Origin of the sequence: Anaerobacterium chartisolvens, from assembly GCF_003337415.1 — a bacterium.
GTDB lineage: Bacteria > Bacillota > Clostridia > Acetivibrionales > DSM-27016 > Anaerobacterium > Anaerobacterium chartisolvens.
Window position 1 is genome coordinate 1 of the sequence record NZ_QPJT01000027.1, and the last position, 23021, is coordinate 23021.

The 23021-nt window shown below is 40.5% G+C and carries 19 protein-coding genes; 11 read left to right on the forward strand and 8 right to left on the reverse strand.

Going from position 1 to position 23021, the window contains the following annotated elements:
- Positions 1-296: 296 nt before the first annotated feature.
- The 8 genes from DFR58_RS17870 to DFR58_RS17905 all read right to left on the reverse strand — a co-directional run bounded on the left by DFR58_RS17870 (position 297) and on the right by DFR58_RS17905 (position 9003).
- Positions 297-1073 (reverse strand): class I SAM-dependent methyltransferase, encoded by a 777-nt coding sequence (locus DFR58_RS17870; protein WP_114299223.1) that lies wholly within the window; start codon positions 1071-1073, stop codon positions 297-299.
- A 13-nt stretch (positions 1074-1086) separates the two neighbouring features.
- Positions 1087-1809, reverse strand: a complete 723-nt coding sequence (locus tag DFR58_RS17875) for a PIG-L deacetylase family protein (protein ID WP_114299224.1) — start codon at positions 1807-1809, stop codon at positions 1087-1089.
- 234 nt (positions 1810-2043) lie between these two features.
- Positions 2044-3303, reverse strand: a complete 1260-nt coding sequence (locus DFR58_RS17880) for an aminotransferase class III-fold pyridoxal phosphate-dependent enzyme (protein ID WP_114299225.1) — start codon at positions 3301-3303, stop codon at positions 2044-2046.
- A 23-nt stretch (positions 3304-3326) separates the two neighbouring features.
- On the reverse strand, positions 3327-4925 hold the full coding sequence (locus DFR58_RS17885) for a B12-binding domain-containing radical SAM protein (RefSeq protein WP_114299226.1): 1599 nt from the start codon (positions 4923-4925) through the stop codon (positions 3327-3329).
- 36 nt (positions 4926-4961) lie between these two features.
- Entirely contained in the window at positions 4962-5981 is a 1020-nt protein-coding gene (locus DFR58_RS17890) for a zinc-dependent alcohol dehydrogenase (protein WP_114299227.1), read from the reverse strand.
- Between the two features lie 124 nt (positions 5982-6105).
- Positions 6106-7179 carry a radical SAM protein gene (locus DFR58_RS17895; RefSeq protein WP_114299228.1) on the reverse strand — a complete coding sequence of 358 codons (1074 nt, stop codon included), beginning with the start codon at positions 7177-7179 and terminating at the stop codon, positions 6106-6108.
- Positions 7180-7271: 92 nt separating this feature from the next.
- The gene (locus tag DFR58_RS17900) at positions 7272-7877 is read right to left on the reverse strand and encodes a methyltransferase domain-containing protein (protein ID WP_114299229.1); all 606 of its coding nucleotides are present in this window, start codon (positions 7875-7877) and stop codon (positions 7272-7274) included.
- A 139-nt stretch (positions 7878-8016) separates the two neighbouring features.
- On the reverse strand, positions 8017-9003 hold the full coding sequence (locus tag DFR58_RS17905) for a radical SAM/SPASM domain-containing protein (RefSeq protein WP_114299230.1): 987 nt from the start codon (positions 9001-9003) through the stop codon (positions 8017-8019).
- 555 nt (positions 9004-9558) lie between these two features.
- Here DFR58_RS17905 and DFR58_RS17910 point away from each other — a divergent pair.
- The 11 genes from DFR58_RS17910 to DFR58_RS17960 all read left to right on the forward strand — a co-directional run bounded on the left by DFR58_RS17910 (position 9559) and on the right by DFR58_RS17960 (position 22996).
- A complete protein-coding gene (locus DFR58_RS17910) occupies positions 9559-10713 on the forward strand; it encodes a 2-deoxy-scyllo-inosose synthase (RefSeq protein WP_114299231.1) in 1155 nt (384 codons plus the stop codon).
- A 72-nt stretch (positions 10714-10785) separates the two neighbouring features.
- A complete protein-coding gene (locus DFR58_RS17915; protein WP_114299232.1) occupies positions 10786-12132 on the forward strand; it encodes a B12-binding domain-containing radical SAM protein in 1347 nt (448 codons plus the stop codon).
- Positions 12133-12187: 55 nt separating this feature from the next.
- Entirely contained in the window at positions 12188-13501 is a 1314-nt protein-coding gene (locus DFR58_RS17920; protein WP_114299233.1) for an aminotransferase family protein, read from the forward strand.
- A 236-nt stretch (positions 13502-13737) separates the two neighbouring features.
- A complete protein-coding gene (locus tag DFR58_RS17925; RefSeq protein WP_114299234.1) occupies positions 13738-15651 on the forward strand; it encodes a B12-binding domain-containing radical SAM protein in 1914 nt (637 codons plus the stop codon).
- A 13-nt stretch (positions 15652-15664) separates the two neighbouring features.
- Positions 15665-16636, forward strand: a complete 972-nt coding sequence (locus DFR58_RS17930; protein WP_114299235.1) for a radical SAM protein — start codon at positions 15665-15667, stop codon at positions 16634-16636.
- A complete protein-coding gene (locus tag DFR58_RS17935) occupies positions 16633-17601 on the forward strand; it encodes a radical SAM protein (RefSeq protein ID WP_114299236.1) in 969 nt (322 codons plus the stop codon). Before DFR58_RS17930 ends, DFR58_RS17935 begins: the two co-directional genes overlap by 4 nt.
- Positions 17594-18313: a TylF/MycF/NovP-related O-methyltransferase gene (locus tag DFR58_RS17940; RefSeq protein WP_207659273.1), complete on the forward strand. Its 720-nt coding sequence runs from the start codon at positions 17594-17596 to the stop codon at positions 18311-18313. The genes DFR58_RS17935 and DFR58_RS17940 overlap by 8 nt, the downstream gene beginning before the upstream one ends.
- A gap of 56 nt (positions 18314-18369) precedes the next feature.
- A complete protein-coding gene (locus DFR58_RS17945) occupies positions 18370-19515 on the forward strand; it encodes a D-alanine--D-alanine ligase family protein (protein ID WP_170138213.1) in 1146 nt (381 codons plus the stop codon).
- Positions 19516-19759: 244 nt separating this feature from the next.
- Positions 19760-20872 (forward strand): tRNA guanosine(34) transglycosylase Tgt, encoded by a 1113-nt coding sequence (gene tgt / locus DFR58_RS17950; RefSeq protein ID WP_114299239.1) that lies wholly within the window; start codon positions 19760-19762, stop codon positions 20870-20872.
- A 21-nt stretch (positions 20873-20893) separates the two neighbouring features.
- Complete coding sequence (locus tag DFR58_RS17955; protein ID WP_207659274.1) at positions 20894-21679, forward strand: class I SAM-dependent methyltransferase; 786 nt, start codon at positions 20894-20896, stop codon at positions 21677-21679.
- A 48-nt stretch (positions 21680-21727) separates the two neighbouring features.
- Positions 21728-22996, forward strand: coding sequence for a DegT/DnrJ/EryC1/StrS family aminotransferase (locus DFR58_RS17960; RefSeq protein WP_170138214.1), 1269 nt, complete (start codon positions 21728-21730; stop codon positions 22994-22996).
- Positions 22997-23021: the final 25 nt, after the last annotated feature.

A 23021-nucleotide genomic window follows, 5' to 3' on the forward strand; every position in this document is an offset into this window, starting at 1 on the left:
CCGAGGTTTATCCGCTTGGAGCTTACCGATGAATAGAAAAACGGCGAACAATAAAGTCCGCCATTCATCGTATAAGCTGCAGCAAGCGTTGGGTCACTCCTCAGCGTCGCCCGATTTATGCTGCATTAAAATTATTAACACGAATTTGGTGGATTATTCCATTTACACTAAAAAATATTCACACCCATTTCCCCGCAAGGCGTCTTGAAGACTCTTAGAGTCTTACGTTGCTATTAAAAATTTCTGTAAGCAATTATATCCTCTATGTTTGTAAAATCTTTATCGCGTCCTATATATTATTTCTTTCGCAGGCATATTTTCAAATCCCTGCATTTATAGTCATCCAGTACATCCTGCTTTTGACTTATCCAGTTATTATATTTGGATTTATAATTATTGATATAGTCCTTTATAATGCGTTGGTATCCAAATTCCTTTGCTCCGCCGAAAAATATTATTTCACTGGAGGGACAGCTCTCAACAATTTTTTTATAATCCTTGAATTCCAGCCTGTTTAACCAGTCGTTCAGATACACGAATTCGGACAGTGCTTTCGCTAAGCCGCAGTCTATTTTGGAGGACAGAATTTCATAAAGCTCCCTGCAGCTATATACCAGATGATACCAGTCTGGTATATAGCTGTCATCCCAGAAGTTATAAGCCTTACCCTTATAAAAGACATTTTCAATATGGCTGCCGTCGGGGGAAGACCATATGGGGCCGAAATTTGCATATAACACTCCTCCCGGCTTCAGTACGCGCAGCATTTCATTTAAAGCGGCATCAAAGCACTGTATGTGCTGAAAGGCATTGCAGGAAAACAGGTAATCAAAATGCTCGTCCTCAAAGAGGATAAGCTGGGCGTATCCATTGACAGAGGTATAAATTTCATTTATCTTTTCATCCCTGTTTCTAGGATCAATTGCCGACCAGCTTTTAACACCGTGCTTTTCAAAATATTCAAATGGCAGGCATCCTCCGATTTCCAGTATGTCCTTTCCCCGTATATCAAAGTTGTCCGCAAAATCATTAAAAACAGCCTGTTCAGATAGTGCAAGCGACTCCCTTAACACTTAAAACCCCTCCTTAAATATCAGCCCAGATCCTCTCAAACCCATCTCTCTGGAAAAGCTTGTGCAAATACGCATTGACATTGCCGGAAGGCTCCGCTTCCAGCTGGCTGTCATATATGACTATATCGTTTAGCTTTTCATCCATTACGGTGTGAATTTCCACGTAATAAGCGGTGGGATTTTTTAAGGCAGTGCCGGCAATACTCTTTATGCTTTCCTCGGTGAAGCCAAGCGCATACGGCAAGTCCTCATAATAAAGCACGTTGCGCGGCCGGGCCTCCTTTACTGTCTCAAAGATGATTCTATGATCGATGTGATTGCCGACAGCCAAGGGACAAAACACAAAGTCAAAATCCATATCCGATAACAGCTCTGCTATGCGCCTTTTTACGGGGGCATAGGCTTTATCTTCATTTACTGAGGCTGAAAGCTCGATTTGGGCATCATAGCCTCTGACGGAGCTGTCGTCAAAGTCCAGATTAATATATTGCAGTCCGAGGCGGCTGCAATAAGACGCATCCTCCCGGTGCCTGATCTCGGTAATCTCTTTCATGTCAAGGGTATCGGGACAGTTAGGCGCCCAGAGGCTGTTTGTAAAAACATTTACCAGTGTAAATTGCTTGAAGCCTTCGTATATTTTTCTGGCTAATCCGCCATTTGAAAGAACCATATCATCGAAATGAGGGCTTAAGTATATAATCTTTTTATTATTAAAAATTTCAGTGTTAAGTATCATATGGGTTTATCTCCTTATATATAAATTAGGCTTTTGCATATCGGATAACGGAGGATGTAAAATAATATCCTCCAGAATAATTTCTACTCTAACTACAGAAGCATGTATACCTGTAGAAGGCGCTTGTGACTTTAGTTAGCCTAAATTGTAGCGCGGTTACGCATTCCGGGGAAATTATTCTTCCGGAAATTATTTTACATTCTTTTTAGATAGTTTGCATCCTAATTTATATAGTTAACGATACAACAATTCTGTAATCAAGCTTACCTTCTCGTCATAATCCATCGCTTCAGCACAGCCGTCTGTCTGGTAGTATGCGGCAAGGTGAAATCTTTTGATCGGGATATCCTTACCGAGCAGGCCGGGAAACATAAGGGCCATAGAGCTTAAAACCTCTTCAAATTTACTTAGCACTTTTCTTAAGGCATTGTCGTCAAAGGCATAGGAGGGACATTGATTATCATCCTTATATAACGCTATGCCGTTATCGGTACACTGCTGATAAAAGGCCTCGCTCAGCTCACTTGAAGCCAGCACGAACTGAAATAAGTTCCCATTGCCTGTAATAGATATTGGCAGGCCCCATTTTTTAATTATTTGTTCAACACCCAGAATAAGCCTGTCTCCGGCTTCCCTGATTTTCTGCTGAACATTCCTTTCCTTTATCTTTTTTAATGTAATAACCGCCGAAGCCGTTGAGTAGATATCAAAAAAGCTTGTAAAGCAAAAATCACTTATGTGCTTCATTATATCCTCATTGCCTATAAGGCAGCTTATTCTTGCTCCGTTTGCGATACATTTTGACACTACATAAATGTCCGCCGGAAAAGCTTCGGGGCTTAAGGACGGACCCCAGGCGTATCTGTACCCGCACTTTACATCATCAACAATTATTAAAAGCTTATTTTCCTTGCAGATGCTAAACAGCTTGCCGTAAAAAGCATTGCCAAAATAGGAAAAGTCGGGGGATACGACAACGGCGGCCACCCTGTCCTTATAAAGATGAACCAGCTCCTCAAGCTTTTCAATAATATAATAAAAATCAATAACACCATAAGAATTTGGCTCAAATAACCGCGTGCCCTTGCTCCACATAACATCCCAGCCGTGGTAGCCGGAGCTTAAAACAAAATCCTTGCCTGTTTTTTGCAAAGCAGCTAAAGTTGCCGCTCTGACAGCGGAGGTGCCGGTGGGAAAAATTCCGATCTGGCTTTTATGAGGGTAGTCTTCCAAAAGCAAACGGCTTAACTGCTTTAAGTATGATGTCGGCGCTTGAAGTGAAAGGGCCCTGTTTGAAATTAAATAATTGAAGCCCTTAACGATATCCTCATCATTATAGCCAAGCAGCACTGAGCCGAAGCCATTCCATAAATCCACATATTCTTTTCCCGTTTCATCAAACAGATAGCATCCGTCTCCTCCGGCAAAGCAAATATTCCTTCCATCCCTGCTTTTTAGTGAATACATGTTTTGCGGACATGAAAAATCCTTCAAGATACTTCACCTCTTTTATCAGGTCAGATAGTTAATTGAAAATATCCGTATTGACTGTACATGGATTTGGAGATGTCCTTTTCCATATCCAAATAACCGTCTATTTTTTCTCTTACTTTTCGGCTTAAATCCATATTGTTTTCCTTAAGCATATAACTGCCTAAGAATTGGCAGAAGTCATCAAAAACACTTGCGTCACTTCTGTCGTCGGGAGTCCAGTTTGAAACCCTGAAGATGTCATACGCCTGCTTATCCCAGAAATATCTGCCGATTAGCTGGAGTATATCTGAATAAGCACATTGCTTAGCTTCTTTAATTGCAGAGATGATGTCGTTATATATGCCGCCTCTGTTAATGTAGTCTATGCCGACATTCAGGCAATAGGAGGAAACCATTTGTTCCATATCGTAAGTGCTGTTGCTGAGTACATTATATGGAGCAGTGCCATTAAAAACTATTCCATAGTCCTCTGAGTCATTATAAAGCTGCGTACCCTTGAATATTCTTAAGGGCTGGTAGTAGATGCGTCCGCCCAGATATAAAATGTAGTCTACGGATTTCTTATAGTTTTCAAACAAATCACCGGGCAGGCCGTATATAAGGTCAATATCAAACTGCTCACAGGAATGGGCAATTGCCTTTTTTAATTTTCCCAGCTTTTCTTCTATTATTTCAATATTGTTCTTTCTATGTATATGTTTATTGGCACTCTCGGAATACGATTGCAGGCCAATGCCTACCTCCGCTACATTGAGCCTTCCGAATTGCTCTATCAGCCTGTCCGTTAACAAATCGGCTCTTATTTCAAAGGCCAGAGGCATGTTAGGATTGTACCTTTCTATAATTTCTAAAACCTTAAGAGCCCTTTCCTCTTCAGCGTTAAAGGTGGGGTCTAAAAACCATATTATTTTTACGCAGGGGGACAAAAGTATAAGCCTTAATTCTTCTTCAACGCGTTCAAGAGAATACTCTCTTACGTGAGACATGCCTTTTGTATGCAAGCAGTAGCTGCATCTGAACTTACATCCTCTTACTGTCTCATAGGCAACTTCTCCGTCACTTTCGGCAAGGTTTATTGTCCCGTTTAAAAAGGGAGATGGGAAATCATCTAATACCGGATGTAAGGGTCTGTCGGCATTTTGAACAACATTCCCGTTTTTAGTACGGTAGGTTATTCCGGATACACCGGTGAGCTCCTTATTAGTGTAGAGGTGTGAGATTACTTCATTAAAAGTAATTTCCCCTTCGCCTCTTATAATGAGGTCTATTTCCTTATGATCGGACATAAGCTCCTCAGAGTTATAGGAAACCTCGGGTCCGCCCAATATTACCGTGGCATCAGGCAGCAGCTTCCTTATGGATCTTATTAAATTCTTAACTATTTCAACATTCCAGCAATATGTAGAAAATCCGATTACATCGGGCTTATAATCTACAATAGCAGATATATATAAATTTAAAGGGCCGGTATACAATGAATTAAAATTAAATATTTTAGTATCAATGCCGCTTATATAAGGGTTTCTATCCTTCAAATATGAGCTCAGGGCATAAATTGCCCCTCCGGCCCTATGTAGCCTTTTACCAATCATAGGGTCAATCATTACAAATGCAACCTTCATAAATACATCCTTTCTTCTGCAGCCGCTATTATCAGGCTATAGCTTGAATGCAGCTCTTATGATGCCGTTTTTTCTATTGGACATATAATCCATTAGAGTTGCATATTCCTCTAATTTGAATTCGTGTGTTATGAGCTTGTCCACATCAATCATACCGTTTTCTATTATATTCACGGCTTCAGTCCATGTCTCTGTGGGGGACAGAACTCCATAGATGTTTAAGGCTTTCAGCATTATCTGACTGGGCTGAATGCTTGCCTTGTCGTGTGCGGAGTAGCCCACATAGCCTATCTTTCCGCCGGGCTTTACTATTTCCAGCGCCGCATTAAAGCCTTCGGCATTTCCTGTGGCATCAAATACTATATCGGGATTAAATATTCTACCGCAATTACACTCATCTATAACAGAGCTATCGCTTACATTCAATGTCTCAGTAGCCCCTAATTTCTTAGCAATGTCAAGCCTCTCTTCAATATAATCCGTCACTAAAATTTTCGCCGCTCCCATAAGCTTTGCAAGTGAAGCCAGCAGCAGGCCTACCGCTCCGCTGCCTAATATTGCAACGGTCTCTGCGGGTTTAATTCCTCCAACTCTTTGTATGGCATTATATACCACCGCCAATGGTTCTATTATACAGGCGTGCTTTAAGGGGATGGAGTCGGGGATAGGAATTACATTGGTCACATCTACCGCTATATATTCCGCATATCCGCCCTGAAGGCTTATACCGATTTCCAACAGGTTTTCACAAAGGTTTCTTCTCCCTTTGCGGCATTGTTCACATTTTAAGCACGGAAACAATATATCGGCAACGGCCTTTCTTCCAATCAGATGCTTATACTTTTCAGGAGCTTCAACAACAATTCCGCTCCATTCGTGCCCCGGAACAACAGGAAAGCTCAATCCGTGGAATTCACCCCTTATAAGCTTTATATCACTGCTGCACACCATTGAGTATTTAACCTGTATCAATACCTGTTCTTCCTTCAAGGCAGGCTTTTCAACCTCACAAAGCTCCAGCCTGCCGGGTTGTGTAGCTCTCAATACCTTCATCATAATTTTTAACCGCCCTTCTTTATAATTTTGCTTATGTGTTCAAAGCACTATATAGTTTAGGCTTTTGCATATGGGATAACGGATGATGTAAAATAATATCCTCCAGAATAATTTCTACATTTATTTAGCTCCCAAACGAAAGCTCGTCATGCTCGTCGAGGAGGTCGCAGCATCTTTTACATCCCGGGAAGAGGCTTGAGGAAAGTGCCTTTCGGAATAACTGGTATTTTTCTCCATTCCATATATCCTCAAAGCTGCTTTCATATAAATTACCGAAAACCAGATCATGATATAAGGTGCAGGGAGCAATGCCCCCGTCCGGCAGCAGCGTTGTCCTGTAGTTTATTTTGGTGCATAAGCTGCCATTGATTTTATTTTCCCATTCCCGGCCGAAATATGTGCCGATTTCAGCGGGAGAACACCCATGAGGAACCATATCAAAGCCGAAAGCCTTATCCGCGGAGTATATTTTTTCAAACTGCTCAATTAGCCTGTCCTTGTCTATAGCCTCGTAAACCTCACTCATGAGTTGGCCCTTCCACGATTCCATTTGAATATTAAACATTTCGCTGTATATTTTTTGAGTTTGGGCTCCGTCCTCATAGGAAATAAAGGCAGGCAGGTCAATATAAAAATTATCAACGCCCAGGCTGCCGCAGAGATCGAGCATTTTTGACGCACTTAAATAGTTGCTGCTGACTAAGGTATAATTAATATTAATTATCATATTAATATTGTTGCGCTTTTTATACTCTACAAGCCTGCGCACCTCTGGCACAACCATATCGTATACGCCCTTGCCCCTAACCTCGTCGCACGTCTCCGAATCAAAGCCGTCCAATGAAACGGTAAGCGAATCAACCCCTTTGTCTATGAGCGATTGACCTTTATCTTTAAGAAAGGTGCCGTTAGTATTTATGTCAATGAAGCTTTCTCCATGTTTTTTTATGTACGCCACCATGCTAATTATATCCTCATGCAATAACGGTTCGCCGCCCATAAACCAGAAGGAGCATTTTGGGTTTAGCTTCAGAAACTGATCGATTGCATTTTTAAAAAAATCAAAGCTCATTTTATAATTTTTCTTTTCAAACGAATATCTGTTATTCTGACGGCTTACTCCGTTCATATAGCACATTTTACATCTTAAGTTACAATTGAAGTTGGTATATAAGGTTACTTCTCTTAGCTTATTCACAATTTAGTCCCTCCATATGGCAAATAATAAAAGCATACTTTTATTGACTTAATTTCGGGTTAGCTCAAAGCCATACTCCTTTGAGTGCTAATCTAGCATTTTTCCGCAAAAATACAAATGTGAACACCTGGTTCCATATCATTAATGGCAATCGGCCGGATATCTGATTTAAAGCCTTCCTTGCTTAATAGCTCTTTCCATTTGTCAATAGAAAAGACCGCTATTTGATAGAAATCGTTTTCTACTTTTATATTTCCTAGAGCATCCCTTAGCATGTATGTAGTATAGCATTCAACAACGCTATCCCTGGGGTTTGAGTCAATAGTCCATTGAAGATATCTCAGGCCTTGCATAAAATCGTCATATCCACCTTGTATGGAGGAGGATCTGAAAGTTTCCTTAAAATAATCCGGTACAATTAATATACAGCCATTAGGTTTTAGATGAGAGCTTATAGTTCTTAATACCTTTTTTAAATCATTTAAGTTTGTAATATGTACTATAGCATCATGAATAAATATGGCATCATATTTTTTACTAATCTTTATACTCCTCATATCACCGCAATAATGATTTAAATCAGGATTCAACTTCTTACTTATGTTTAGCATTTGTTGTGATATGTCAACCAAATCTATTTGAAAATACTTTTTTAAATAATATGCATTATAGCCTGCTCCGCTTCCCAGCTCAAGTATGCTTGTTACTTTTTTTTTAAAAACATTTTCTTATAAATTAAAGCCTCTTCTTTATAGTCCTCAAGCCTGGTTATTAAATGATACCATTCTGTAAGGCTGGTAAATGTTTTTATTTTCATTATAAAATACTCCTTAGGTTCTATCTTTTTTGATTTTTAAAATAATAATACCTTTGCTTTTCATCTTCGCTGAGCAGCTCATCCCATGGGCTGGAGCCCAAAGGGTAATTCCTGTCGGGCTTCTTACACTTAAGACAAACAGGTATTTTGGCCTTGCAGGATAAAATTTCATGCTTTTTGTTTGTGATTTCATCGGGGTGTATGTCTTTTAAATTACCAATAACATTTTCTTTTTTATAATAATCGCATGAACATATTACCACATCACCATTCCAGCATACCGTATCGGTAAAGAACATCTGGCTGCACCATACGTCAAAGTCATAGTTAACGGGGGGATATGAGTCGAAGTCCTCGTTGAATGAATCGTTGCTTAAATAGCCGCCCCTGTTCCACGGCTGATTATCTTCCTCTATGTCTACCTCCAGCCCTCTTGCGTTCCAGAAATCCACTATTTCCTGAGTGGTACTGGTAATATATTTGTTTTTAATCCAGCTTATAATTATCGAAATATTGTTCTTAGAAGCCAGCTTGGACATATACTCGACATTTTTTAACGAGGTGCTGAAATCAAGTCCCATTGACAGCCTATACTCACGCTCGTTAATTCCCCAAAAGCTTATATTCAAGTGATTTATGCCGGCCTCAACAAGCCTGCCGGCTTTTTCCTCATTTAACAGGGAAGCATTTGTAAACAATACGGCTTTAAAATTCCGTGATCGCACATGCCTTACAAAGTCGAAAATTTTGCTGTGTAATAAAGGCTCTCCCATGCCTGCAAAGGATATAAAAGGATAACGCGTGCCCTCTGCAATTTTATTTATGGCAAGCCCTTCTCTGTAATTTTCATACTTTTCTATAATGGTATGAAATGTGTCCTCATCCATAAAGCCTTTTTCAGCAGTTAACTGATCCCTCGGACATGCTAAACAACTGGCATTGCAATGATTGGTCAATTCCAGCTCAACCTCCGTAGGCTCAGGCTTTTCCGACAATCTGTTTTCCATATCATTTCCCCTTCACACAGTTTTATTATAAATAAGCTTACAACCTTAAAAAACATTTCACATTCTTGCGGCATAGACTGATAATGATAACCTCCGGCAAACCTATTGATTGAATAAAGAAAACCTTGTACAGACATACAGATAGCCGCTTGCAGCAGGAAAAAAGACATTTCAGGCGTTAACAGTTTATATACTTACATTTATGATTTAATTGTCTAGTAATTACTGGCAAAATCTATTATTGAAATTATATCTTGAATTTTAACATATTACAACTATTTTTATATATTTTCCTTGTAAAAGCGCATTTTTTATTTTATTTATTGCTAATTTGTGAAGCTTTTATACTTTATTTAATAAAATTTTACATTTAATAATTAAAAGTGTTGTAATATGCGGATAATTTTGCTAAAATTAGTTAATGAAATATATTTCAAAATATACTAATAACGACAAAATATAACAACAATCGTGTAAATATTTATACTTTACTCCGCAATATTATTCTATGTCAGAAAATTCACTGTTAACAGCATGTCTTTAAGAGAGGTTAATATGAGAAAGGAATTTAACATATTGTTTGCCGAACAAAAAAATAATCACAGATTATACGAGATAGAATTCGGTTCGCAAATATATAAATATTATTTATATACCTTCATTGATGAAGAATATATAACACATATAAGTGAGATAGAGGATGCAGAGTCTTTTTTTATAATATGTGATAAAAATATCGAGCAAATATATGGGCAAAAGCTGCTGAGAACTATTGGAAGGTATTACAAATGTAATTTAATATCCTTTGAATGTGAAGAGAGAAACAAAAATCTAAAAATTCTTGAAGAGCTAATTGAGAGGGTTCTTGAAAAAAAAGCGACAAGGCGTACCTGTATAATAGCGCTGGGCGGAGGCATTTGCGGAAATATGGCAGGTATGGTTGCCGCCCTGCTGTTCCGGGGGATTAAGTTTATCCATATACCTACTTCACTAATGGCGGTACTGGATTCCGTTTTATCGCTTAAGCAGGCAATAAACTCAGGCCGCGGCAAGAATTTGATAGGTACCTTTTACAGGCCTGAGATGGTAATATCAAGCATGGATTTTTTAATAACCCTACCCGAGCGTGAAATAGTGTCGGGCCTTTGTGAAGTGGTGAAGAATTCGTTAACAATTTTACCCGACAGTATAGACGGAATATTTGATACGCTTAATAAAAACAGCGATTACTCCAAGGAGGATTATCTCTATTTTGTGGATTTGTCGATAAAGGCTAAAACCCATGTCATGAGAGATGATCCTTATGAAAAGCATGATGCGCTGATACTGGAATACGGTCATACGATAGGCCATGCTATTGAGCTGTCTACCAACGGCGCAATAACGCATGGCGAGGCAGTCGGATTGGGAATGCTGTGTGCGGCAGAGATTTCGCGTGAATTAGGATATTTGTCTAAAGACGATGTGGAGTTGCATAAGGTGCTTTTGGAAAAGGCGGGAGCGCCTGTAAAAATTCCCGGCTATTTAAAGCCTGAAGCTATTTTATCAATTATGAAATTTGATAACAAAAGGGGGTACCTTAGCAGCCAAAAGGGAATATTCCATATGGTGCTGCTCGAAAAGATTGGAAAACCATTATTTAACGGAGAAAAAATTCTTACTCCTGTCCCGGAAGACTTAGCAAGGCACGCTATTTCAAAATTATATTGATTTAAATAGTGTGTTGATAAAACGGTGTTGTAAATAAGACTTAAGACTACAAGTAAAGGAGACAACCTTAAGATGGCAGATATATTATTAATTAATCCGCCTCTATATGATACATCAGAGCTGGGAAAACTGGATTGTGACGAGCATTGGTCGCCTCCGCTGGGAATAGCATATATTGCAGCTACCCTTTCGCACAACAAATTTGATGTAAAGGCTCTGGATTTATATTATACTCCGATGGACAAAGCAAAGGATATTATAAAGAAGGAGTTGGGTTGTATTGTCGGTATTTCGTGCTTTTCAGAGCAAAGGGTTTCGGCATACAGAATAATTCAATACATCCGTTCATTAAGCAGGGATGTTTTAATTGTGGTGGGAGGGCCCCACAGCAATTTTTTATATAAGCAAATGCTGGAAAGCTTTCCTATAGATGCCGTCGTGCTGGGAGAAGGTGAATTAACCTTTCTGGAATTGACGAGGGCATACATGTGCAAAAAACCTTTGCATGAGGTAGCCGGTCTGGCATTGAAGGGTGAGATGGGAGTATATCTGACAAAGCAAAGGGGATTGATAGCGGATTTGGATAGTATGCCGTTTCCTGCATATGAGCATTTTGTAGATACAAAGTATGCTTCCATAGAGTGGTTCCGTGAGCTCGAGGTTGGAGGAGTTAAGGCAAACAGCCTCAAATGGACCGCAATTGTCGGCAGCAGAGGCTGTGCATATGAGTGCAGTTTTTGCTCCACGCCGTATTTTTGGCAAAGGCATTGGAGAAAAAGATCTCCACAAAATATTGTCGATGAAATAGAATTTTTAAATAAGGTCTATGGCTATGAGTTTATAGACTTTTCCGATGATATATTTACTCTCGATCAAAAGTGGGCCATAGAAATATGCAAGGAGATCATAAAAAGAGATATTCCTATTTCGTGGAATTGCTGCACCAGAGCCGATGCGGTTTCCGAGGAACTCCTTTACTGGATGAAAAGAGCCGGATGCCTTTTTACGGCGTATGGAATAGAATCCTTTTCTTCAAAAATATTAAACGCCGTAAATAAGAAAATAACAAGGGATACCATATTGCAGGCTTGCGAAATGAGCAGCAAGGCAGGCATGAATATAGAGTTTTTGCTTATAGTAGGCAGTCCGGGGGAAACAGATGAAACTATAGAGGAGACCGTTCAATTAATTGATTCGGTGAAGCCCTTCGCGGTTGCTCCAAGCATACTGACAATATTCCCCGGAACAAAGCTCTATCAAGACGCGGTAAAGGACAATTTTATAAATGATGATTATTGGCTTTCGGAATTACCTTGTCCCTATGACACAAGAGAGCACAGTATAGATGTGTTAAAAGAATGGTACGACCGAATAAAGTCCTTAGATAACGTGGAAAAGGCTCAAAGACCTGATTTATGAGCATATAAAAGGTTTTTACATATAGTGGGTTATATTAAAGGGGGCTGGGATTGATATGAATACCTCTCTTTTAAGGGGATGGACGAGCACCTCCGCCTATGAAGAGGGCTGTTTAAGGTTTCCTTCTGTTAAGGAAGCCAAAGGCATCTATTTGTATGGCTATGATGGCAAAAGATATATCGATACTAAAAGTCAGATGATGAATGTCAGTTTCGGGCATGGGATACAGGCATTTAGAGATGCCGTGCTTAAGCAGTGGGATCAGGTGGCATATATCCCTACCATGGACGGGCATGGCAACAAAGCCGCAGAAGCATTTGCGGACAAGCTGCTGGGGCTTCTCCCCGGGGATTTTAAATCTGTTTATTGCTCAGGCAGCGGAACCTCCTGCTGCGAGGTTGCCGTACAGGTGGCGAGAGATTACTGGCTGGGACGTGGAAGGGAGGAAAAGAAGGGCATTATTTCCATTACAGGCGGCTACCATGGCAATTCGGCAATGATGTCTGAAATTTCGGAATATAGTGAACATAACCGGGCATACAGGCTCAATAACCGGGAGGAATACTTAAAGGTGCTTCAGCCGTACTGTTACCGGTGTCCCTTGGATTTATCTTCCCATGAATGCGGTGAAGGGTGCGCCGCTTTGCTGACAAAACAGGTACAGGAGCTTGACACCGATAAAATAGGAGCAATTATTTTTGAAGCGGTTCAAGGAAACGGCATGATAGCTTTGCCCCGTACATATATGGAGACACTTAGCCAATTGGCTAAGGAGCATGATATGCTTTTAATAGCCGATGAAGTATTGACAGGCTTCGGCAGAACAGGATATGACTTTGCGTTTCAGAAATACAACATACTTCCTGACATTATCTGCTTATCGAAGACAATATCGAACGGGCTGCTTCCTTTGGGTGCTACGGTGTTCAACCGAAAAATTACCGACATGCTAAGGGATAAGGAAATCCATATAGGCTCTACTCAGGATGGGAATCCTGTATGTACCTCCCTTGGGGCGGCGATTATTGATTATTTTGCCGGCTTTGAATGGTCGCTTAGAGTCAGGGAGCTGGGAGAATACTTCCTCAAAGCCTTGAAAAATAATCTTTCGGAGTATCCTATTGTAGGAGATATCAGAGGCACGGGACTGTTAATTTGCATTGAATTAGTCAGCGATAAGAATGAAAAAAAGCCTGTGGAAGACATGGGCCCTGTTCATGACGGCTTTATTGAAAACGGACTTTTTGTATTTATCGAAGCAAATTATGTTTATTTTGTACCCCCTTACACCATAGATGAAAGTGTTATTGACTATATTATAAGCAAGCTTAAGTTGGTTTTAGAGGAGTATCTATATAGGATGAAATAAAGATTTTACAAACATGGAGGATATAATTGCTTACAGAAATTTTTAACTACAACGAAAAGACGCCTTGCGGGGAAATGTCTCATGGGTATGACATCAGGCGCTTTTCTTAGATGTATTCCTTACGGGTCAAAAAAATTTCTTTCATCAAATTATATCCTCCATGTAAAATCTTTATTGCTAAATATATAAAAGTAAACGGCAGGTCTATTTAAGAAAAAGATGAGGTGGATTATACGGTGGTTAAAAACAAAATACCGGTTTATGCAATACATTTGAATTGCGACAGGCCTCCATTCGGGTTGGGGCTGATAATTTCATATTTAAAGCAAAGCTTGGCTCCTGAGGAGATTGAGCGGCTTGATTTTTCCTCGGGGTATATAATAGATGCTGAAAGGCTCAGAGAGGAAATAGAAGAAAAGGGTAATGGGATATTTCTGTTCTCAACCTATCTTTGGAATATTAATTCTCATATGGCGGAAAGCGTTTTAATAAAAAACCGCTTTGAGGATGCTATGATTGTTTTTGGAGGCCCCTTTATACCACGGGATGAGGAATTGGCGAAAAGGTTCATTGTGGAACATCCTCATATTGACGTAATGGTTCTTGGGGAGGGTGAGGATGCCGTCTTAAATGTAATCAGGAGCTACTTATCGGATAAAAAGTATCACGACATCCGGGATATTACTTATATTAAGGGGAGTGAGCCTGTATTTACAGGGATAGGGTGCATTGATGATGTCAAAAAGCTTTCCTCTCCGTACTTGAGCGGAGAATATGATTCGTTTCTGTCTGTACATAAGCCTCACATGGTGACGCTTGAGACAACCCGGGGGTGTCCCTTCAAATGTGCTTTCTGTGACTGGGGCCAATCCACAAACCAGAAGATAAGGGAGTTTGACTTAGAAAGAATTTATAATGAGCTGGAATGGGTGGGAAAAAACAAAATTCCCGTAATTGAGCTGTCGGACTCTAATTTAGGGATACTCAAGCGTGATATCAAAGTAGCGGAGTATATTTGTGAAATCAAGGAAAGGTATGGATTTCCAAAAGAGATTGCCGCCAATTTTGCCAAGAACAGCCATGATAATGTTATAGAAATTATAAAGAAGACAAAAGAGGCGGGGCTTGTATCTCAGGCTATTTTGTCCATTCAGACGTTACATTCCGAAACGTTGAGAATCATCGGACGCAAAAACTTAAATGAAGAGCATTACCGCAAATCGCTTGAATTGTTCAGGGGCTTGAATCTGCCCGTAACAATAGAATTGATGCTTGGACTGCCAAGGTCTACGACACAGTCCTTTATGTCTGATCTCCAGTGGGCATGTGACTTTAATCTTGGTGTGTATGTCCATTTCACCATCTTAATTCCCAATACTGAAATTTCAAGAAGGGATTTCAGAGAGAAGTATAAAATAGTAACGGCGGCAGAGAGCAATTTGTCTGACCCTGAATATCTCCTCGAGATAGGGCTTAAGCCCATTAATGAAAATCAGGTGGTGTCTCTTGAGAGCATGAGTCAGAATGAGTTTATAAAAATGATGAAGCTTACGGCATTATTTAATACCTTTTACGGAGAATCCATTTTAAAGTATGTTATGTTTTTCTTAAAGAATGAGCATAACATACTTCAAACTCAATTCCTATACGATTTACAGCACAACGATCTGAGTGAATACCCGCAAATTCTGAAGCTTAGGGACAGGGGAGACCCGGATGAAACAACCGTTCCGTTTACAGGCCATGAGGGAGTGCTGTGGGACACTGTTTATGAAAACGGATGGGAAAAATTCTACTCCGAGGTAAAGCAATATATCTTGGCCAATTACGACATTGCCGACGGAGAGGAATTACAGACCGTACTGGATATTCAGCAGTTTGTAATGGGGTATTACGGCAGGACGCTTCCTGCGACACGTGAGTTTAAATACGACTTCCCTCAATATTTTAAGGACATTGTGGGAGGGAAGAAAAATAAAGGTCTGGCTGAGTATGGGAAATGCCGCATTAAGGTAACCGACCCCTTGAATTTATGCTCAAAAAGCTCAAAGCCTGATTATTATGAACCCCATCATGGGCATATAGAGCTGGCATCGGATTTAAACGCCATCAGATTCGGCTTTGACTTAAATGAAATAAAAGATTATTGAAAGGGGGTTTAACATGGATAAGGGTGAATTTCTCAAGGTTAAATATGATGATTACACCTATAAAGAAAGAATGCTGTTGATGTATACCGATAAATGCACGGCAAATTGCTCACATTGCGCCGCGGAATCGTCGCCATACAACAATTCCAAAATGAGCGTGGAGGAAGCCCGGCAATATATTGAAATTGCGGCTTCAAAGGGCTTTAAATGCATATTGTGGACAGGGGGAGAGGTATTCATCTATTACGATGAAATTGTGGAATTAACCGAATATGGGCATTCACTCGGACTTGCCTTTACAATCGACACAAATGCTTACTGGGCCGTGTCGGAAGCGATTGCCTGTGAAAAGCTGGAGCGTCTGCAGCGGGCGGGAGTTGTTCATATTGGTGTAAGCTGTGACGCCTTTCATTTAAAGTATATTCCTGTCCAAAGGGTTGTTAATGCTGTTAAAGCCGCGCAGCATTTGAGCCTGAGCTCAATCGTGAGCTTTACATACAGCGGAGACGGGGAGGCGGATAATAAGATACTTAATGATCTTAAGGATTTCAAAGTCCCGTTTGAAGCCTGCGCAGTTGCAAAGGTGGGGTTTGCCAAGAGCCTCCCCGAGGAAGTGTTCGGAAGTATTGATATTTCTCAGGTGGGAGATTGCGGGGAGCTTGGCCCTCTGGTGCGTCCCGGAGGAAGCGTTATAGGATGCTGCAATCCCACAGTACCGAAGGAATCTCCCGTGTTCATAGGAACAGGCAGAGGGAATTTTGAAGAGAATGTCGGCAGGTATCTGAAATCAGATTGTATAAATTCCATAAGTGAGCTTGGCTTTAAGACGTTTTATAACATGCTGTCTGAAGACAGTGCTTTTAGTAAATATAAAATGAAGAAATACTCTCACTGCTGTGAATTCTGTGAGGACATTTTTACAAACAAGTATTTATCGGGGAAGATTATAGGCTTTATAGAAAAATCCAAGGAGTCGAATCAATGAATTACTCATACTTTTTTGATTACGAAACCCAAGAAAAGATATGCTTGATTTATACCTTAAAGTGCAATGCCTCATGCCAGCATTGCATTACAAAATCCAATATGTCCAGAAATGACAAGATAGCTTTCCAGCCGGCAAAGGAAATAATTCAGACGGCTTCACAAAATAACAAAAAAGCCGTCATTTTCAGCGGGGGAGAGGTGCTGCTGTTTTTTGATGAGATTGTTGAATTAACAAGGTTTGCTTCCTTATGCGGAATGGATGTGATGATAGAAACAAACGGTTTCTGGGCCGAGAGTCCTTCCGCTGCGAAAAGTAAAATGGAGCTGCTTAAGCAAAACGGTCTAAAGACAATATTTGTGAGCTATGACTATTTCCACAGCAAATTTATTTCATGTGAAAACATTAAATATATTGCAGATGCCTCCGATGACATCGGGCTGAAATGCGAGGTAATGTTTACGAGATCCAACAACCCTGATGAAGACAGAGCCATTTTACAGCACTTAAACGAAAAAGGCTTTTCGTTTTATGAGGATGATCTCCTGCCCTTCGGAAGAGCCTGTGACATGTTTGGGGATTCGGATAAAAAAGCCCTTGCAGAGTTAAATGTCTGTGACAGCTTTGCCACCACCTTTCTTCCAAACGGCGATGCCTTCGCATGTTGCAATATCAATGATGAGAATACGGAATTGAAAATGACTCCAATGTACTTGGGAAATATAAATCATAACAGCATACAGGAAATATTTCAAAAAGAAAAAGAGAATAAGTTCCTGCGTATAATTTCCGACAAGGCATTAACGGACGCTTTCATGGATTTTATTGTACAAAAGGGTCTGCATACCGAGAAGCTGGAAAAAGAATATTTTTCAGTATGTGATTTATGCATTTCCATTTCTTCCGATGCCGGATGCCTGAATGCAATTGAAGAATTTTTACAAATCAATTCGAAAGGTGAGTGAAGCAATGGCACCCTTGGGGTTTTTTGATCGGTTTACAAATGATGATAAATTCAGCACGCTAAGGTGTATTATAGATAACATTAAAAGGCTTGGAGTAGACGAGTTCGGCAGCATTATGCTCAAGGTGTTTGAATATGCGTCTGAAATGAAGCTTAAGGGGGACTATCTGGAATTCGGGTGCTTTGGCGGGTATACCATGACTTGGGCATACAAGGCGGCCAAGGCCTTCGGTATGAAGGACATAAAGTTTTATGGCTTTGATTCCTTTGAGGGACTTCCCGAAATCAAAGGTGTTGACGCAGAGTATCCTGAATTTAAAGGGGGAGAGTTTTGTTCCACCGAAAAGCAGTTTTATAAAGATTTAAAGCGTGGCGGCGTTGATATATCAAGAGTTGTAACAATACCCGGATGGTATGACGGCACACTGAGCGATGAACTGTCTGAAAGGCTTGCGGTAAAAGAGGCGGCAGTTATTCTTGTAGATTGCGATTTGTATTGTTCAACAGTTCCCGTTCTTGAATTCATTACAAAATATATAGCAGATGGAACCGTCATTCTTTTTGATGACTGGAATTGCTTCAGGAGCAGTCCGGAGCATGGCGAGCAAAGGGCTGTCCGGGAATGGCTTGAGCGTTACAAAGATATCACAATGACTAAGTACCTGCCTTTTGAGGCCTTCGGACAGAGCTTTATCGCACATCGCAAAAGCTGATCCATTAAACACAATCGCGCTTTAAGGCTTAATGAAGGAAGGGGATGATTAAAATAATGAAAACGAGACTGGGGCTTATTTTCGGAGGAAGGTCGGCAGAACATGAAATTTCAGTTATTTCAGCAATGCATGTTTTACATTTTATTGATAAAGAGAAATATTCCGTTACCCCAATTTATATTTCAAGACAGGGAGTATTCTATACGGGTGAGCAATTGTTAAATACAGAGTGCTATAAAAGCCTGGAGGCCATACCCGGTATGTGCGGGGAAATATTAGTAAAGCCCGGGGGAGGTTCGGAAAATGCATTTATTTTATCGGAAGCCGCTGGTAAGCCTCTTAAGATAGATGTTCTTCTGCCGGTGTTTCATGGCCCGAACGGTGAGGACGGCACATTGCAGGGACTGTTTGAGATGCTCGACGTTGCTTATACAAGCTGCCCCGTTCTTTCCTCCGCATTGTGCAGAGACAAAGTGGTTTTTAAATTTGTAATGCAGGCTATGGGAATACCTGTGCTTGAGTTTGACTGGCTTTACAGGTGGGACTGGGAAGGCGGCAGGAGTGGCATAGTGTCCCAAATATCCGGCGGACTTGGCTTTCCCGTCATTATTAAGCCTGTCAGCAGCGGTTCGAGCATTGGAATCAGAATCGCTAAATGTGAAAAGGAATTGGAGGCTTCGGTTGATACCGCCTTGAAATTTTCAGAGCGCGTGGTCATCGAAAAATTAATGAATAATTTTAGGGAGGTAAACTGTGCCGTTTTAAAGCAGAGAGATGAGGTACTGGTTACAGAGTGTGAGGAAGAAATACCCCATGGGGAAATGCTTACCTTTACAGACAAGTATACTGATAACTTAAAAAGAAATTTTCCTTGTACTATACCTCAGGAGGCAAGGAATACGATATGGGATATGTCAAAAAGAATATACAGAGGGATTGACTGCAAAGGAACAGTGCGTATGGACTATCTGTATGATGAGGTGTCGGGAGAGGTGTATATGAATGAAATTAATACTATAGCCGGCGCTCTGTCCTACGATTTATGGGAGGGCTCCGGCATAAGCTTTACGGAAATAATCAACAGCATGGTGGATGAGGCTTTGAGCAGGTATGAAGGCAAGCGGCAATTAAGCTGCATAAATGAAAATCATATTGATATTGTGGATTGCTTAAATGGGGTTGATTTGTTTGATAAGGGGTAACGGGGGATGTAAGTGATATCCTCCAGAATAATTTCTACTCTAACTGTAGAAGTATGTGTACTTGCAGAAGACGCTTCTGCTTAATCCGTTGTAAAACATAACTCGGTTACGTATCCCGGGGAAATTATTCTTCCGGATATCACTTACATCCTTTTTAGTTAGATGGTTAATCGTATAGCCTATATTATTTTTTTGGCAATAATATATGACTGAGTGAAAAAACAAATTTTAAGGTGGATAATGGATGGAAAGTTTAAAAGCGGCACACGGAACCATTGAGCTGCCTGCATTTTTCCCGGATGGTACCTTCGGTGTGGTACGTTCAATTGATTCAGTAGATTTGGAAAGCACAGGCACCCCCGGCGTTGTTATGAACTGCTACCATTTGATGCAAAAGCCGGGCACAAGTACAATAAAATCTCTTGGCGGGCTGCATGGGTTTACAAATTGGAGCAAACCGATTTTGACCGACTCAGGGGGGTTTCAGGTTTTTTCTTTGATAAAGGAAAACCCAAAATACGGGGAGATCAGAAATAATGGTATAATATTCCGCCCTTCAATGGAGGAGCAAAAGGTTATATTGACACCTGAAAAATGCATACAGGCACAGTTGGGTTTTGGGTCGGATATCATGATGTGCCTGGATTATTGTATTCACCCCGACAGCCCATACGAAACAAACAAATTATCAGTAGACATGACAGTAAGGTGGGCTGCGGCATGTAAGAAGGAATATGACCTCATATTGAAGCAGAAAGCCGGAAATTTGCCTAAGAGGCCTTTGCTTTTTGGAATTATACAGGGCGGCAATGATAAGGCCTTAAGAAAGGAATGCTCGGAGGCTTTAATTGATATTGGCTTTGACGGATTCGGATTCGGCGGGTGGCCGATGGACGGAAACGGCAATTTGCTGGAGGACATATTGGCTTATACGGCTTCGCTTGTACCCGACAGTCTTCCTAAATACGCCATGGGAGTCGGAAAGCCTGATGAGATAGTGCAATGTGTAAAAATGGGCTATAACCTGTTTGACTGTGTAATTCCAACGCGTGAGGCCAGACATCATAGATTGATGGCATTTAGAGGTGACGAGCTTGAGGATATAGACCTGAATCAAAAGGGATTTTATAAGTATATCTATATTATGGATGAAAAATACATAAGAGATGAAAAGCCAATTTCAGATATTTGCGACTGCTATAGCTGTAAAAATTACTCGAGAGCTTTTTTAAGGCACCTGTTTAAAACAGGTGATTCACTTGCCTATAGACTGGCCTCTATACATAATCTGAGGTTTTATAGCAGCCTGATGGAATTAATAAGAATGAAAAATAAAATTAATTGGCAGGGTAAATGATTTATGTGTGTAAATGCAATTGTGGAGAAGGTTAGCCAATCCAAGAAATATGGAAATATATGCAATGATACAATTATAAGGATTTGTGAGGATGAATTTAAAAAATTCAAGCTTTATAAGGACATTGAAAAGTCTGTAAAAAGCAAGCTTCATAAAATACAGGGAGCTTATATCGGGAATAAGGAATATAACGAAATAGCGTTATATGTGGATGAGCTGACCGGTAAAGGGTTCTTGGAGGAAACTGAATTGAAAAAAATATGCCAAAGGATTTTGGAGCTTCATAGATCCACTGCTGAAAGGCTTTATTTTTATGACAGGTTTTATCAGGAAATATTTAAGGTAACCGGCTTTCCCGAATCTGTAATGGATATTGCATGCGGCTTTAATCCCTTTTCCGTACAATGGATGCAAGCCGGTAAAAAAATCCGTTATTACGCGTATGACATAAACTTTAATCAGATAGCTCTGCTAAACAGCTTCTTTAAAGCCATAGAGTATCCTGCGGACGCTTTTGTTCAGGATGTTATCTGCAAAAAGCCGGAAGAATGTGCCGATATCGCCTTCATTTTTAAATTTATACCTATAATTGAGTTTCAAAGAAAAAAGTACTCGCTGGAATTAATAAGGTCGCTGAAAGCAAAGCATGTAGTATTGTCGTTTCCCAAAAAGGGCATATCGGGCAGGAGGAATATACTGCCTGACGAGGATATTGAGTATATGTACGGCTTGATACTTAATGAGCTTAATGTAATTAAGAAAATTGAATTTAGCAATGAAATGCTATATGTCATTAATAATCATTAATAAACCTGATTGGTATTATAAAAATTATTATGTATGGGGGTAATAATAATGTTAGCGGTTAGAGGCGGAGAGTCAATAAGAAAAAGGCCCTGGATATCGTGGCCCATATTCGATAACAATACCTTAAGCAGGCTGGAGTCTGTATTGACAAGCGGAAGATGGGCTGTCAGCGGTCAATGGAAAGGCCGGCTTAGCAAGTGTGAAGAATTTGAGCGTAAGTTTGCAGAGTTTAACAGTGTGCCCTATTGTGTAACGACCACCAATGGCTCAAGTGGCCTTTTAATAGCATTGGAAAGCTTGGGCATAGGTCCCGGAGACGAGGTGATTGTTCCTGCTCTTACGTGGGTGGCCACGGCTATTTCGGTATGTGATGTAAATGCCGTCCCTGTCATAGTGGATATAGACCCTGATACCTATTGCCTGTCTATTGAGGAAGTAAAAAAAGCCATAACTCCCAGAACAAAAGCCATTATTCCTGTTCACCTATATGGCTGCATGGTAAATATGGATGGCCTTATGGAGGTAGCAAGGAATAATAATCTGTGGGTTATTGAAGACGCGTCCCATTCTCACGGCTCTGTCTGGAGGGATCAGTTTGCGGGAGCAATCGGAGACGCGGGAGCTTTCAGCTTGCAGCAGGGTAAGGTGCTGACATCGGGAGAGGGCGGAGTGCTTCTGACAAGGAATCAGGAAATATATGAAAAAGCAATCGAACTGCGTTCAAACTCAAGGGCCTATATAGAAGAAAATAAGCTTGAGGTTGATAAGATGCAGCTTATAGAAAAGGGAAGCATTATGGGTTCAAATTACTGCTTGTCGGAGTTTCAGGCCGCGGTTCTGCTCGACCAGCTTGAAAGGCTGGAAGATTTCAACAGAACCAAGGAGCAAAATGCCATTTATTTGGACAAGCATTTAGGGAGCATTCCGGGTATAAAGACAATGCTAAGGCATGAGCAGGTAAGCAAGCAGTCCTATTACCGCTATGCAGTAAAAGTTGACAGCGAGCTTTTTTCAGGAAAGCCCGTGAGCGATATTTGTACGGCTTTGGAAGCAGAACTGAACTTTACGGTTGAACAGCCTTATAAGCCGTTGCACAAATCCCCGCTCTACAGACCTCAAACTAAAAAAAGGTATCGCTGGAGTGAAGAGTTCTGGGATGCTTTATCAACAGAAAAATACAGCCTGCCGGTATCTGAGAAGGCAAGCGCGAATGAAGGAGTGGTTATCCACCATTCCATATTGCTTGGCAGCAGACAGGATATGGATGACATTATTATGGCGTTTGAAAAGGTGCATAGGTATTCCCATAAAATATAAGGCGATTGCCCGAGGTCATGCTTAA